11 protein-coding genes, 2 pseudogenes and 1 other annotated feature are annotated in these 14,513 nt (G+C 55.5%); of the genes and pseudogenes, 5 read left to right on the top strand and 8 right to left on the bottom strand.

All coding sequences use genetic code 11. The annotated features are described in order from the left end of the window. Positions 1 to 264: 264 nt before the first annotated feature. The 4 genes from F9K07_RS21265 to F9K07_RS21250 all read left to right on the top strand — a co-directional run bounded on the left by F9K07_RS21265 (position 265) and on the right by F9K07_RS21250 (position 4,576). Positions 265 to 792 carry a DUF6714 family protein gene (locus tag F9K07_RS21265; RefSeq protein WP_159595313.1) on the top strand — a complete coding sequence of 176 codons (528 nt, stop codon included), beginning with the start codon at positions 265 to 267 and terminating at the stop codon, positions 790 to 792. Between the two features lie 171 nt (positions 793 to 963). Further along, entirely contained in the window at positions 964 to 2,355 is a 1,392-nt protein-coding gene (locus F9K07_RS21260) for an MFS transporter (protein WP_159595312.1), read from the top strand. Then, the gene (locus F9K07_RS21255; protein ID WP_159595311.1) at positions 2,352 to 3,155 is read left to right on the top strand and encodes a ComEC/Rec2 family competence protein; all 804 of its coding nucleotides are present in this window, start codon (positions 2,352 to 2,354) and stop codon (positions 3,153 to 3,155) included. Before F9K07_RS21260 ends, F9K07_RS21255 begins: the two co-directional genes overlap by 4 nt. A 189-nt stretch (positions 3,156 to 3,344) precedes the next feature. Next, positions 3,345 to 4,576, top strand: a protein-coding gene (locus F9K07_RS21250) for an IS3 family transposase (RefSeq protein WP_442907340.1) whose coding sequence is annotated in 2 segments (ribosomal slippage) — positions 3,345 to 3,636 and positions 3,636 to 4,576 — 1,233 coding nt in all. Because the reading frame shifts where the segments join, the coding sequence is not laid out codon by codon here. Beyond that, positions 3,623 to 3,739: a sequence feature (AL1L pseudoknot), on the top strand. It overlaps the preceding gene by 117 nt. A gap of 228 nt (positions 4,577 to 4,804) precedes the next feature. Here F9K07_RS21250 and F9K07_RS21245 read toward each other — a convergent pair. The 3 genes from F9K07_RS21245 to F9K07_RS21235 are packed head-to-tail and all read right to left on the bottom strand — an operon-like array spanning position 4,805 to position 7,404. Beyond that, positions 4,805 to 6,427, bottom strand: a complete 1,623-nt coding sequence (locus F9K07_RS21245; RefSeq protein WP_159595310.1) for a DUF2326 domain-containing protein — start codon at positions 6,425 to 6,427, stop codon at positions 4,805 to 4,807. After that, a complete protein-coding gene (locus F9K07_RS21240) occupies positions 6,420 to 6,578 on the bottom strand; it encodes an ABC-three component system middle component 7 (RefSeq protein WP_201451461.1) in 159 nt (52 codons plus the stop codon). Before F9K07_RS21240 ends, F9K07_RS21245 begins: the two co-directional genes overlap by 8 nt. A 49-nt stretch (positions 6,579 to 6,627) precedes the next feature. Beyond that, positions 6,628 to 7,404 carry an ABC-three component system protein gene (locus F9K07_RS21235; protein WP_159595308.1) on the bottom strand — a complete coding sequence of 259 codons (777 nt, stop codon included), beginning with the start codon at positions 7,402 to 7,404 and terminating at the stop codon, positions 6,628 to 6,630. A 311-nt stretch (positions 7,405 to 7,715) separates the two neighbouring features. Between F9K07_RS21235 and F9K07_RS21230 the strand changes: the two are divergent. After that, positions 7,716 to 7,910, top strand: a pseudogene (locus F9K07_RS21230) (IS3 family transposase); the annotation flags it as partial. Positions 7,911 to 8,124: 214 nt separating this feature from the next. On the opposite strand, the pseudogene F9K07_RS21225 reads toward F9K07_RS21230, so the two are convergent. From F9K07_RS21225 to F9K07_RS21205, 5 genes and pseudogenes are all read right to left on the bottom strand, one after another. Then, positions 8,125 to 8,346: pseudogene (locus F9K07_RS21225) on the bottom strand (IS3 family transposase); the annotation flags it as partial. A 341-nt stretch (positions 8,347 to 8,687) separates the two neighbouring features. Continuing rightward, complete coding sequence (locus tag F9K07_RS21220; RefSeq protein WP_159595307.1) at positions 8,688 to 9,149, bottom strand: hypothetical protein; 462 nt, start codon at positions 9,147 to 9,149, stop codon at positions 8,688 to 8,690. 46 nt (positions 9,150 to 9,195) lie between these two features. After that, complete coding sequence (locus F9K07_RS21215) at positions 9,196 to 10,443, bottom strand: phosphorylase family protein (protein ID WP_159595306.1); 1,248 nt, start codon at positions 10,441 to 10,443, stop codon at positions 9,196 to 9,198. Further along, positions 10,440 to 10,910: a response regulator gene (locus F9K07_RS21210; protein ID WP_159595305.1), complete on the bottom strand. Its 471-nt coding sequence runs from the start codon at positions 10,908 to 10,910 to the stop codon at positions 10,440 to 10,442. Before F9K07_RS21210 ends, F9K07_RS21215 begins: the two co-directional genes overlap by 4 nt. Further along, a complete protein-coding gene (locus tag F9K07_RS21205; RefSeq protein ID WP_159595304.1) occupies positions 10,903 to 14,412 on the bottom strand; it encodes a hypothetical protein in 3,510 nt (1,169 codons plus the stop codon). Before F9K07_RS21205 ends, F9K07_RS21210 begins: the two co-directional genes overlap by 8 nt. Between the last annotated feature and the right edge of the window lie 101 nt (positions 14,413 to 14,513).

Here is a 14,513-nt window from a genome sequence, read left to right as displayed (position 1 = left end):
CCGTTCGTGGATCAGTTGGCTGATAGCCTTGTACTGAGCCTTTGGTCCATGTCATTCAACAAAGACGACCCGAGAACAAGAGCGGCAATGACGCAATACACAGACAGTCAAATGGGTTTCTTTGGCCGATTTCTTCGTTGCATGGCTGAGGAGCGCTACGCAGTTACTGGGGATCAAGACAACGCCACACCTGCACTAGAGCGATTCTGGGGTAGCTATCTGCCAAAGACCGATCACAACGATGGCTGAGCCGACACGATTGCCATGAGCGAATCTATCGATCTGAGCTTGTTCGGCCAACGCCCCTACCCCGCTGATAAACCCGTGGTGGATCCGGCAAGACGAGGTGATGAATGGGAGAGTGATGGAACGGCCCAATTTTTTGAAGGAAAGTCGAACGCTGATCTGCTGCAATCTGCCTTCGATGAATTTCCGTACGACTATTCGTCATGTCACCACTTGCTAACCGACGAGGCTTTCTCGTTCTTTCTTCCAGGTCTCATCCGACTAACACTCGAAAACCGAGATTCTGACCAATCGGCGTTGCTCGGCGATTCACTGGTCAACACACTCTTGAAGATGGCCAAAGGTGAGATGAACTACCGTCTCCAGCCCATCGTCGATACATACAACAGAGAACAGTTGGGCGCGATAGCAAAATTCCTCGCAGAAATCGCTCGCATAGACCCGTATCCCATACTGGAAAAGGACCCTGCGCTGAACGCTCTGCAGTTTTTTTGGGGCCAGTTTCTACCGGAAACATCTCATCAACGGAAGAATGCCGAGACATGAGGGAGCGATTGAGGAAGCTATTGCCACTCGGCTAATGCAAGCCGCAGAGCCATTCGGGGCGTAGGAAGCTGAGGCGTGAACAAGCCATTGGGCGGGCGCGGAGCACCCCCACCCGCCCCTAAACTACCGCGTGCCCCAGACCACCCACCCCCCCGAATCCCGCGCCATCCCATGAGCGCGTCCCGCTGGCTCCCTCTGGTGGTCGCCTGGCCCATGTTTCTGCAGAACATGGACTCCACCATCCTGGCCACCGCCTTGCCGTCCATGTCCACCGCGCTGGGCGTTCCGGTGCTGCACCTGAACCTGGCGATCACGGCCTATCTCCTCAGCCTGGCGCTGTTCCTGCCCGTCAGCGGTTGGCTGGCCGAACGCTGGGGCGCCAAGCGCCTGTTTTGCATCGCCATCGCGCTCTTCACGCTGGGCTCCTTGCTGTGCGGCCTGTCGCACAACCTGCGCGAACTGGTGGCCAGCCGCCTGCTGCAAGGCGTGGGTGGCGCCATGATGGTGCCGGTGGCGCGCCTCATCCTGCTGCGCAATGTGCAACCCGCCGACATGATCCGCGCCATGATGTGGTTCACGGTACCGGGCACGGTGGCGCGTTTGACCGGCCCGCTGATCGGCGGCGGCGTTGTCACCCTGGTGTCCTGGCGCTGGATCTTCGTGGTCCAGCTGCCTCTGGGCCTGCTGGGCATGGCCTTGGCCTGGCGCATGATCCCGGCCGATGCGCCGGCCGAGCACCGTGGCCCCCGAACGTCGCTGGACGCGATCGGGTTCGCGCTGCTGGCCGTCGGTCTGCTCACGCTGATCGCCGGGTTGGAGCTGGGTGGCAAGAGCCTGGTGTCGCCGGGCATGACGGCCGCGTTGATCGGCACCGGCCTGCTGGCGTTGTGGCTCTACACACGGCACAGCGCACGGTCGAAGCACGCCTTGATCGATCTGCGGATCTTTCGCCATTTCACCTACCGCACCGCCACGCTGGGCGCGATTCCCCTGCGCGTGGCCATTGGCGCCGCGCCCTTCTTGCTGCCCTTGCTGATGCAGGTGGGCTTTGGCCTGTCGCCGCTGCAATCGGGCTTCATGACGTTTGCAGGCGCCATTGGTTCGCTCTCCAGCCGCACGACCTTGTCGTGGATGCTGCGCCGCTTCGGCTTTCGCGCGGTGCTGATCGCGGGCACCGTGGGCGCCAGCCTGTGTTACGCGGGCTATGGGCTGTTCACCGCCGCCACGCCGCACGCGCTGATGTTCGGTGTGATGTTGCTCGGTGGCCTGTTCAACGCGTGCGCGATGGTCGCGCTCAACACGCTGGGCTACAGCGAGATCGCGCGCGACAAGGCCAGCCATGCCACCACGGCCGCCACGATGGTGCAGCAGTTGTCCGTCACGTTCGGCGTGGTGGTGGGCTCCAGCCTGCTGGCGTTGGCCAGCCGCTGGCGTGGCGGACCCGACGCGGTGTTGCAGGCGGGCGACTTCACGTGGGTGTTCTTCGCCATCGGCGCGTTCACCCTGCTGTGCGTGCGGGGCTTCCGGCGCTTGAAGCCGGAGGATGGGGCGCAATTGCGGTGAAGCCCGACGCCATGGGCCATCGCGGCTTCGTGTTGCTCGCCGGCTGGGTGCTCGGCGTCGGCCTGCAGTTGCAGCAGGCCGCGCTCTGGCCCGTGCGGGGGTACGCGGTGCTGCTCCTGGCCGGTGTCATGGGCGTGGTGGGCGGGGCGGTTCTGCTGCGCGCCAGAAAGACCTCCGTGGTGCTCGCGCTGGCGTTGCTGGCGGGTGCATGCCTCGGCGTGGGGCTCACCGGCCTGCGCGCGGCGCATTTCGCTTCTCGCGCGCTCGACCCCGCCTTGCAGGGCCTGGACATCGAGGTGACGGGCCGCGTGGCTTCGTTGCCGCAACGCGGCGCGCAGGGCGAACGGTTCGAGTTCGTGGTCGAGTCGGCGCGGCACGCCGGCCTGGCCGTGCACATTCCCGAGCGCCTGCAACTGGGCTGGACCAACGGTTTTGCCGCTCCTATCGAAAGCGCCACGCGGTCCAGCGCCAGTCCCGGCCTGCGCGCGGGCGACCGCTGGCGTTTCCAGGTGCGCCTGCGCAGCCCGCACGGCAACGCGAACCCGCATGGGTTTGACCGGGAGCGCTGGCTCTGGGAACAAGGCATCCAGGCCACGGGCTATGTGCGCAGCGGCCCGCGCGACCCGGTGCCCGAGCGCCTCGGCCACACCGGGTGGCACCCGCTGGACACGCTGCGCCAGGCGGTGAGCGAGCGCATCGGTGAGCGCGTGGCGGACAGCCGCAGCGCGGGTGTGCTCGCCGCGCTGGTGGTGGGCGACCAGTCGGCCATCGTGGTTTTGGGTAAAAGAGTCGTTCGCTGAAAAAGTGAGGAAAATCAACACTCTCGCTCAAGCACCACGACCGGCTGGGTAATTAAGTCGTTCGGGTTCCAGAAAGACATGTTCTGTCAACTAGGTAAAAGAGTCGTTCGCTTTCGAACTACCTCGTCGTCAAGCTATCTGAATCGCCCCGGGTTTTGAGGAGGCTCAACACTCTGAGAGGATTGAGCCATGAGCAAGTCGAACAAGTTTTCGCCCGAGGTGCGTGAGCGGGCAGTGAGGATGGTGCAAGAGCACCGTAGAGAGTACCCGTCGCTGTGGGCGGCCATTGAGTCCATTGCGCCCAAGATTGGCTGCGTGCCGCAGACCTTGAACGAATGGGTCAAGCGCGCCGAGGTCGATGCCGGTGTGCGTGAGGGCGTCACGACCAGCGAGGCTCAGCGGATGAAGGAGCTGGAGCGCGAGGTCAAGGAGCTGCGCCGGGCCAATGAGATATTGAAGCTGGCCAGCGCGTTTTTCGCCCAAGCGGAGCTCGACCGCCGGCTCAAGTCCTGAAGGACTTCATCGACAAGCATCGCGATGCCTTCGGGGTCGAGCCGCTCTGCAAGGTCTTGCAGGTCGCCCCATCGGCATATCGAAGGCACGCTGCGCAACAGCGAGAGCCCCACAAGCGCTGCGCCCGGGCGCAGCGCGACGAGATGCTAATGCCACAGATTGAACGTGTCTGGCAGGCCAACATGCAGGTCTATGGTGCCGACAAGGTGTGGCGGCAACTGGCCCGCGAAGGCGTGTCTGTGGCTCGCTGCACGGTCGAGCGCTTGATGCGCAAGCTCGGGCTGCGCGGTGTGATGCGTGGCAAGGTCGTGCGCACCACCATCAGTGATGCCAAGGCACCTTGCCCGCTGGACCGCGTGAACCGGCAGTTCCGGGCCGAGCGGCCCAACCAGCTTTGGGTCAGCGACTTCACCTATGTCTCGACCTGGCAGGGCTGGCTCTATGTGGCCTTTGTCATCGACGTGTTTGCCCGACGCATCGTGGGTTGGCGGGTGAGCAGTTCAATGCGTACGGACTTCGTGCTCGATGCGCTGGAGCAGGCCCTGTACGCCCGGCAGCCAGAGCGCGATGGAAGCCTGATATGCCACAGCGACAGGGGCTCTCAATACGTCAGCATCCGATACTCCGAACGGCTGGCTGAGGCCGGCATCGAGCCGTCTGTGGGCAGCAAGGGCGACAGCTACGACAACGCCTTGGCAGAGACCATCAACGGGCTCTACAAGGCCGAGTTGATTCACCGTCGAGCGCCATGGAAGACCAAGGAGGCGGTGGAGCTGGCGACCCTTGAATGGGTGTCCTGGTTCAACCACCATCGCCTGCTCGAACCCATCGGGTACATACCGCCAGCAGAGGCTGAGGCAAACTACTACCGGCAACTCGCCAGTCAGAACACCGAGGTGGTGGCCTGACTTAAACCAAACAGCCTCCGCGAATCCCGGGGCGATTCAATCCGTGAGCAGTCGTTCGGCGCATGAGTAGTCGCATTGGGCAAAGGTCCGCCCCAAGGTTCAAGGAGCCCTTGCAGGGTCGCATTCGGTTGCGAAGGATCGCAGCCCCTGAAGCTGCAAAGGCGGTTAGCACTGCCTCAGAGGTGTGCCAACGACGTTCAGCACGTATGTGAAGGTCGTGGCTTGTCGCTACTTCCGGGTACGCCAATCTTTGTCGTAGAGGAGGTCATCGTGAGCCAGTTTGAGCACGGTGAAACGATTTAGGAGTTGCTCAATGTCAGGTCCAAACTTCTTTGCTTCGTCGAACGACAGGAATACCTGCTTCGACCGCATCGCAGCCATGATGCGAAGAATCCGAGATGTCGCCGGCACCTCAATGTTCTTGTAGATAACTGAGTCGTGGAGCACCAAAGGAAGCTTGGTCAATGAAAGCATTGCCAGATCAAAGCCAACCAAGCCCGCGTAGGACTTACCAGTTCCAGTGTCATCTGGCGAAGTAAAAAGATATGAAGTAGCACTTTTTATGCGCAGTTCCGAAGGAACTCGCAAGGCACCGTAGACCACCTTGTTGAAGGAGCGAAGCTTGCTGTTTACTTGGCTCTCGATAGTCAAGAAGATTCCTGAATAAATGTTCTCAAGGCGTTCATTGGCGCTTTTTATGGTCACGTCGATGTTGACCTTGCTTTCAAAATGCGCGTTTTCGTTGCTTGCCTTGTCGACAGCACCTTTTAGCTCGAACACTTGATTGAAGACGTCGTCGGGCATCCCTTTCGACCTTAAAGAGGCTTGGATTTCCGTCTCAAGTTGGGCAACCTCCGCCGCGACCACGCGTTCCTGTTCGACTGTGCCGATCAGCTCGTCCTTCAGTTCCCTTTTGACGATGCCCCCAATCTTCTGGTGAAAAACTTCCACCTGTTCCAGACGCTGTACGTCGACGGTCGGAAAGAAGTCTGCTATGAGGGCTATGTTGGCTGCGAGACGCGGCGTGATTCCTGATATCTCCCGCTCCAAGCGATGAATCTTGTTTTGCAGCTCGACGCGATGACCTCCGAGCTCCACCTTGCGCCGCTGCTTCGTTTGCAGATTTTCATCAAACAGGGACTCATAGACGTTGAGGGCGCCAGCGAAGCCGTCCTTGAGTTGCTCAATTTGAGCTCGATTGGTCTCGATGGACCGCACATTCTCTTCGTACTGCTTCTTGGTGATCTTTGGAATTATGCTGGCAGCCATCGACTCATTGATCAACTTCTTGCGGCCTTTAAGGCCGTCTAAAGTCTTGCGCTCATGTGCGACGTCTGAGCTGCGGCCGAAGAGATCAACCAAGCGGCTGATAGCGACTGCAACTGTTTCCTTGTCCGCCGCGATAAATGGGTGGCTTGGATTTAGCCCGCCTTTCTTCCAGATCCGTGCAAACGGGCCGACGGTACTTCGGAACGTACCGTCCAACCCGTCCAGTCCATACATGCGTTTCAACAATCTGTTGTAGTCGTCGAGCCCAAGTTCGCGTTGCGCCTCATAGGCTTCATTGCATTCTTGAACCAAGTCAGGACTGTCGGTGGCGCGCGAGAAGTACATGCGCTCAGAGCCGAACTGGAAAGAGTAGTCATAGCGATGCGGACCCAGCTCGCGGATTGCGCCCGCATCGTCTTTTTCCGTAAAAGTCGAGCCGCCAAGCACAAAGTCTATAACCATCAAGACCGTCGATTTGCCGATGGAGTTCTTGGCATCATCGTCACCCAGGATGACATTGAGGCCAGGGTGGAAAATGATTGGAGAATGGCTGAAGCGAGCGCAGCGGATTTCCTTAAGCATAGCTAATCGAACCCGTCTCTTCTTCAATGGTCAATACACCGAGCACGTACAGCACGTCCAGCGCATGCAGAAACTCAGTCGCGTCCCGGAAGACGCCCTGCGTGCGTCGGTAAACGTCGTGCACCGTCTCACCATCTGATCTTTCGGCCAAGACCTTTCTCATTTTGAACAACGTCGACTCCTCAAGGCGAGTGAACTTACTAGGAACTAGCATCGAAGACCTCGCAGTTCTGGACGAAGAACGATGTCAGTACCTTCGCTGCCAACAAAGGCCGTCTAGTCCGAGTGCTGATCCACTGCGCTACGAAGTTGAAGACGGCGTCCTTGTTGTCAGGGTTCTGCTGCTGCATCGCTAGGTAGTAGGTGTTGATCTGGTTCTGCAGCAAGCGAATGGCGGCTTGGTCGTTCTGCTCCAGCATCCGGATCTGGTCCCGAATGCGAACATAGAAGGTGACTGCGTAGGTTTTGATCTCGAGTCTTTGCAAAGGGCTCATGCCCGTATGGAGTTTTTTGTCAACTGTCGTGGCGTCAAAGTTAGCCGGGGGGATATCAAGCTCACTGCTGGTCAAGGAAGAGATGCTATCCAGGATGGCATAGACCTCTTGCTGAATTGTGTAGTCGGAGATCGTAGCGTTGGCCCGCGCATCAGCTAGAAAGCGGTCTTTGATTCCTCTGAGCTTGTCCATCTCGTCAAGCTGGAAGTCCGTGTCGTATGTTGTATGACAGTTGGGGCACAAGGCGATGACGTTTTGCAAGCCGTTGATGTTCGCAGGAGGGGGCCTGTCGACTAGAGCTTTGATTTGAGCAGTGGTCGGATTAAGCGGATAGATGTGAGCCACTTCATAGCCCTTGCTAAGCCTGCCTGAGTTTGGCTTGCGAAACAGGATCGGCTTTGAGCAAAGAGGACAACATCCGTTTGTCTCGCCATACAGGATGCTGTGCTCGTTATCGCCGTAGTCTTTTCTTGCAGTTGCCATTCGAGGACCTTGCTGCGATAGCGGAGACCCTGGGCCGAATTACCAAGGGTGTTCGTTTGCCACGAAGTGTAGTTGACCCGTTCGCTGGACATACGATCTTTCTGGACAAGGAGCCGCAAATGTCCTAAGCCAGACTGCCGTGCCCGATGGATTTCAAGCAACTGAGCTTGCGCCTACTTTGAGTTTCCTGAATTCTGGGCGAAGTGGGGGGCAATGGCTTGATCGTCTGCTGTGCGTGCGCTCGTCGTCTTTCACTGAAAACTGACCCAGTGGGGGTGCGGACGAAAACTTGGACTATCAGGAGGTAGTTCATGTATTCCTACGAAGATCGGCTTCGAGCCGTTGCGCTCTACATCAAGCTGGGCAAACGCGTCAGACCCACCGTCCGCCAGCTGTGTTATCCAACAAAGAATTCATTGAAGGGCTGGTACAACGAATACCAGCAGAAGCTCGACTTGCCAGCGGGCTACGCGGGCCGGAAGCCCAAGTTCTCGCAGGAGCAGCGCTTTAAGTGGGTGGCGTGCGTCTTTCGACGCTGTAAAGCTGAAGGCCGCAATTGCGGCCTTCAGCTTTTTGATGGTGGCGTACCTTGGGCGGGGCTAGTCCGTAGAGGCTGCCTCAGCTCTGTTTGTTCTCCAAGTGTCTCCAGACTACCCAGTGCTCCCCAGCCAAATCAAGCATGTCTTCTCGCGGGTTCGGAATGAGCTGGAAGCCTGTCTCATCAAGGACGACGAAATCGAAGAGCCAGCCCTGCCAGGTCGAGACGTAGGTGAAGTCGCTGACCCACAGCTGATTGGGTCGCTCGGCCCGGAACTGCAGGTTCACACGGTCCAGTGGGCACGGCGCCTTGGCATCGCTGATGGTGGTGCGCACGACCTTGCCTCGCATCACACCGTGCAGCCCGAGCTGGCGCATCAAGCGCTCGACCGTGCAGCGGGCCAAGACAAGGCTCGAGCAATTCCTCAAGTAGCGCGACGTGTTCGAAGAGCTTGAACCCTGTCGGACCGTCGTATGGCGTAGGGATCCGTCCAACGTCACAGCAGCTGGTGATTGCCACTTGGCTCGTGGAATCAGCACCTTCGAATAAAGACTGAGGTGACTGCGCGGTACCCGGAGAGTACGCGGACGCAGATGTGTCGCTTCAATAGAAAGCTATTCGAGCCCGACATCTTTCAAGTTGATCTCAATAAAAAGAGTGGTGTAGCTAGCGTCCCTAGTAGAACGGCTGACCAACTTCTGTGAACATCGGCCGTCGAGAAAGGATTGGTTGGACGCGTGAGAAGCTAGCCCCCCAAGGGTGAAAGAATAGATGGAGCAAAAGTCTCGGGCGGCGGGCCAAGATTCACGAGCGCATAGTCAAGCATCTTGATATTGCCTTCCGAGTCCTTTCCAAAGTTGACAGGCTTGCGGTCGTTGATAAATCTTGGAAAGGTGTGAAGCACGGGCGAGACCTCGGCAAAGGTGACCCTCGAGAGACGTTCCATGACCAAGAACTTGCCGGACCAACTGATGCTGTGAACCTTGGCGAAGAAGCGCTGGTTCTCGTCCGCCGAGTGGTAGACAACCATCTCCGCCCAGTTTGCGTAGTTGGTAGGCACATTCGCCGACTTGAGCACCTTGTCGGGATGGTCCGGGATCTCGAACACGTCGCGTGTGGAGCCGCGAGCTATCTTATTGGGGCATTGACTTACGAGCTTTTCAAAGTCGGAACCCGGAGAATTGAACGAGGGAATAAGGATGGACATCGACTTGTCCTACATGCCATTGACTGATACGTGCGCAGTACACCTGTCACCTGCCACGCTTGCTTTGCGGCTGCTCACTTGAAAGTAGTCGAGTGCCGAAGCGCTCCATGAGGAGCTGAAACACTCGTGCACTCGTATAAGCTGCATACCGCTGGTAGTCGTCGCCCTTGTGGGCGTCTCCAAAGTCGCAGACTGACTTTAGAGACACGAAACTAGGCTGTGGGGTTGCTGCGTCTTGTGCTGCAGCGTACAGCCCATATCCCTCCATCTCTACACCCACAAGATTTCTGTGCTGCTTTTTGATTTCCTCAACGATGTTTCCGTTCGCTATCACCGCTGAACCGGATGCTACGGGCCCAACCACGATCCGCGGGACGTTGCCTGGCGAGGTGCCTTCAAAGTGAGTGTGGATTTCATAAAGTGCAGCGTTGTCATCTCGAAGTTGCTCAAGATGAGATCGAACCAGAGGTGTGCATGGAATCTGATGAGGTGCAAACGCTAACGAAGCGGAATCGCCTTGCTGCTGTTGCTTGCCACTTTGAAAGTCCCACGCAGGGTCAGCAATCAGCACGTCACCAAAGTTCGTCTTGTCGCGTACGCCAGCGCAGATCCCACACATCGCTACCAGCTTAGGCCTCAGTGCTGCAATCAGACGCGCAGACAGCAGCGCTGTGGCAACCATTCCCATCCTCGGTGCAAATGCCGCCGCGACAGAGTAAGTCCTCGTTCCGGAAGAAAAAGTCCCACGATGAACAAAGGTATGGTCATCAATCGGCTCAGAGGGACCCCATTTCCAAGGGAGCTTCAGAATTTGATCTAGCTCGGGGCTTCGCAGTGCGCATACTACGACCACATCAGCGCCCTCAACAGCGGTGCGTTGACCTGTCACTCCGAGATACTTTGCACTGGCAAGTATGGAGTTTGACCATGCATCATCCCGCTCTGAGAACTCAAGCACGTTCCAAGTCATTCGTTCGAAGTTCGCTTTTGCATCGGGCATCAGCGATATGTCTCCGGTAATCCCTAGGATTTTTCGTGGTCGCTTTAGCGCATCACCGTTTTGCAGCTCAAAAAGCAGGTCTATCGAATGCTGCACGTTCGGCTCTTGGTCCGGCCAAAGCGGTAGCATAAAATCTAAAACAAGCAAGTCAAATGTAATGCTCTCCATCTTGTCGCGAGCGTCATTTGCACTGGCCACAAGATGAATGTTTGAACGTGAGAACCCCTCGTTTAAAAGCTGGGCGATGAGTCTTTCATATCGCCTTGTTTGATCGTCCGCAATAAGAATTTTCATTGGATTCCCCGCTTGCTCAAGCTCTCTCTAAGCTCATTCTTCCACTCTTCGTAAGTCGAGTTGTAGTGCAGAAGGCCGACGAGCATAGAAGGGAACTCTGCCGCAAGTTCCTTTCGGATCTGATCCAGGTCCACGGGCTTGCCTGCCTCCCTTGGGAACGCCTCATATCCCGTAATAACAATTACAGGACAGGAAATTCCCGAAAGCTTCATGTAGCGCATGACTTCCTTGCCTCCAAAGCCTTGGGGGCGGCCTCCAGCCTCATTCTTGTCGATATCGAAAGTTGGAAGAGACATGTCGAGAAGCATGAGGTCCGGTAAGGAGGCATCTAAAGCATCCATCGCAGCATTTACTGAACGCGCAAAGAATACTCGAGCCGTAGACACTACCTCTAAGACGAATCGTTCAATGTGAGCGCGTTTGGGCGCTTCATCTTCGACTAGAAGAATGGTGAAGTTATCAGACATCTTCATCACCTTCCTCAGCAATTACCACGAGTGAGTAAGTTACGCTCATAACAAATTCCTCGTCGCTCGCATACCCGAAAGAGATTCGGCCCTTTGACGATTGGCTTGTCACTGCAGCGATTTTAATAAATCCTGACAACCCCTCTTTCCTAGTGCGTTGCCCAATGGCTTGACTTGCGATGGCTTGGCGAATGTCTCCCATCCTTCTTTCGTTTTCCGATCGGTTGTTTCCTTTGGTCTGGCTGCGAACCTCAATGCGCAGCTCATCGCCCGAAGGTCCTATCTCAACAAGTATCTTGACCTTTGGTTGCTTTAGGCCGGAATAGCTGCGCACATTATCCAAAGCAACCAAGAACACATCATGTACGAAGACAAGTGCACTGGCGCGCAGTGACATTGATCCATGAACAGAAGTTTCGATCTCCGGGTTGAAAGCACGCTGAGCTTTTAGGGCGGAGTCAACTCCAACCTTTACCACTTGCTCTAAACTAAACAGTCGCATTTGTGCCTCGTGACTCGCACGCGCGAACCAACGAGACGCGTCATCGAGAGCCCGCTGGACCTCAGCTGAACTCTGTCCGACCTGGGCGTTAAACTCGACTAAGCTCTCACCGGTGTCAGCGATTTTCCTCACGCCAGCTTTCAACTCATCAAAGTATGCTGCAATCTTTATCTGAATATCATCCGCAATCAGTTTGCGAACGGCGATTAGGCTGTGTTCTAACGAGGCCCATATCATGGCTAATGCTGTATCAACGAAATCGCCAACCTCTTCATCTGGGTGAACCAGCGCTCGAACAACCATGATGTGTTGAGACGTTAGCTCAACGCCAAGCAGCCCTATTGGTTTCTCTGCTGATCTGACGTGAAACAAGTTGTTTTTGGCATTAAATAGAATATCATCGAATCGCGCTCCAAATCGCAGCAGCAACTCGTTGATCTGGTCTGCGCCGGATGTCCCAATTTCTACAAATTTCTCCATCCAGTAAGTATTGTCTCGATACTTGCTTCCCTCAGATTCGCGGGTGGTGATGAGATTTGAGAATTCCAGTGGACCTCTGATTAGTCCGATGAAAGACTGATGCCTCACACGTTTGCTGAGGTAGAAGTCAAAGCCAAATGTTGGATTTAATAGAAACTCTTCCGCGATTCTTCGCAGCATCGAGTAGAGAAGGGCATCGGCTTCGTTTTCGGGTGTGAACGTGTCGCGTGGGAGATTGCCATCGAGCAGTTCTTTGACAATTTCGTCAAAGTCTTTGGTCTGTCTTAGGTCGACTTTCAGTAAATCTAAGTAGCGTTCAAAGTCTTCTGCCAACTCTCGGACCGCCCATTTCTTAAGTGCGATGGCGTCGACGTGAATTCTTGACTGATCTACGATAGATTGACCCTCTTGCAAGGCCAAATCATTGCCAATAGAGGAAATCTCGTCTTGGTACTCTTCCTTGGACTGTGGGTCCAGTTCTCTAAGCGCTGCGAAAATGGCTTGTCGCTCTTCAAGCACTTGTCGCGTCCCCTTCAAAACGCGCGACACATCCAAAATGGAAGTGGTGCAAACGTTTTTCAGGAAGTATATTAGTTGGCAGGAAGGTGGTCGCTCTGCAGAATCTATCAAGCGCGAAGGTAGCCTGCAATCTGATATTTTCAAGAATTTCGCTGTGGCAAATCTAAGCCAGCTCAATACTTCCTCGTTATCTCGTTCGGCGAGCCACAATTGGAGGGCGATGGATGCACTCACAGAATCAGAGCATGAGGCAAAGTCTTCCCATTGATATCTTTCAAATAGCTGGTTTATTGGAAGAATAGAAGCGGATTGATGACCCTTTGTCCCTTCATAAGCGACTAGCTCAATGAGTTTCTTTCTTGCGCCATAATTGCTGAGGGCACGCAATTGCAGTGTTGTCACTAGGGAGTGGGCGTCGATCGCTCTCTTATCGTTCGTGAGTCGCTGCAGCACGTCAGAAGCTCTCGAAAAGTCCTTAGTGTTGAAAAGCCTTATTGCACGAAGCAGCGTGACCGCTGAAGTCTCCGGCTTCTCTTCTGGCGTCCCTTCCTCTCCAGCGGTCCCATCTAGATAGATTTGCCACGCCTGTTTCGTAGGGGTATCCTCGATGGCGTCTATCCTTTGCCGGTATGCGCTCCAAGACTGCGCGCCCAATGGCACATCTTCGATCCCAAAAGTTGGGCTGTTAAGGCCAACGAAATGTGGGCTCAAGATTTGATCCACATCTAGCACTCGAAGAATCTGTGAAAATTCTGAAAGGCCCGTTATCACCCTTAAACCTGAAAAGTTGAGATTTAGTTTTGAGATGTGGGCTAGGGAGTCCTCTTCCTGATTTCGCTGATTTAAGACGCGTCCGAGCAACAATGGAAGATCTGCAGGTTGCCGGAGTACTCGATTTCGAGATGCTCCAATAATGGCCCTCTGAAAGCCTGAGTAGATCCAGAACCAAGGGTCGGCAAAATGCGGTGGCGCAAATGGTTTGCGGACACGCCTGCCAGTATTCGCGAGAAAAAGCGAATCGGAAAGCGTTGTATTGCGCTGGTGAAGAGTGCCTTCGTGGTCTCCCTCTGTGAGAATGAACAGAGCTTTTCCAATACGCACGTCCCTGACATGTCGGCTCAGTTCGCTCAGGCAACGAAGCAAAGTCGTGCGAGTGCCGCCCGACACCCCATTTCGAATCAGTACCTGAGACACGCCTATCAGCGATTCATACATGTCAGCAAACGAATGACTCTGCGCGACTCTGAGAATTTCTGATAGTTTGTCCTCTGATTGCGGCCACTCTTGCGCCAAGATGCATTTCAGGTAAGTCTTTACTCCATCGCTGTACTTGGGGTTTCTCTCTATACGGCCGCAGATGTCGTCGATAAACTTGCCTGAGGTCGTTTTGTCTTCATTTCTCACACTCGTGTGGTAAGCGACGAAGCCTAGCAGCCCGCTGCGAAAAACAGAACGGACTTCGCTTACATACTTTTTTTGTCGCTCCAGCCCACCGGCCTGGTGTTCGAGGGCGATGCGCATTTGCACCGACCACATGGAGCAGCCAAGAAATTTTTCGATTTGAGAGATACATCTGATGGCATCTTCATATCCACGCGCCATCGTGGATAGCTCGACGAGCTCCTTCAATTGCAGGAAGGTGTTGACTCTATCCTTGAGGGCTTTGAGGCGCGCCGTGAGCCACGTCAACTCGCGCTCAAGCGGCACAACAGGAGCATCATGCACACCTGCTAGATCATCGTAGGAACTTGAAGTGCGAAAATAGTCCGTGGCCTGAGCTGTCAATTGCGTATCGACCCATTGAATGAATGGTTCGAACTGCGTTTGACTCAAGACCGCTCTTGCATCTAGGAACTGATGTCTGATACCAATCCGTAAGTCTCGCAGTGGGTCGTCTCTACGGTCTATAATGAACTTTTTTGATCTGTAGGCTGAAACCAGTCCCCTCACTTTGTTTTGTATTGTGGTTGTGGCGTGGTCTTCTTTTCCCAAGCTCTTCATTTATATTGCCTTCCTCAATAGCGATTGTTATTTAGTCACTACCGTATACTGAGATTCATCCCCGGCTTGACGTTATGGTTTTTAAGCGATTGAGCCTAACA

It is taken from the genome of Hydrogenophaga sp. BPS33 (assembly GCF_009859475.1).
Lineage (GTDB): Bacteria > Pseudomonadota > Gammaproteobacteria > Burkholderiales > Burkholderiaceae_C > Hydrogenophaga.
Note: the sequence above shows the minus strand (reverse complement) of the source record. Positions and strands in the feature narration are given on the sequence as shown.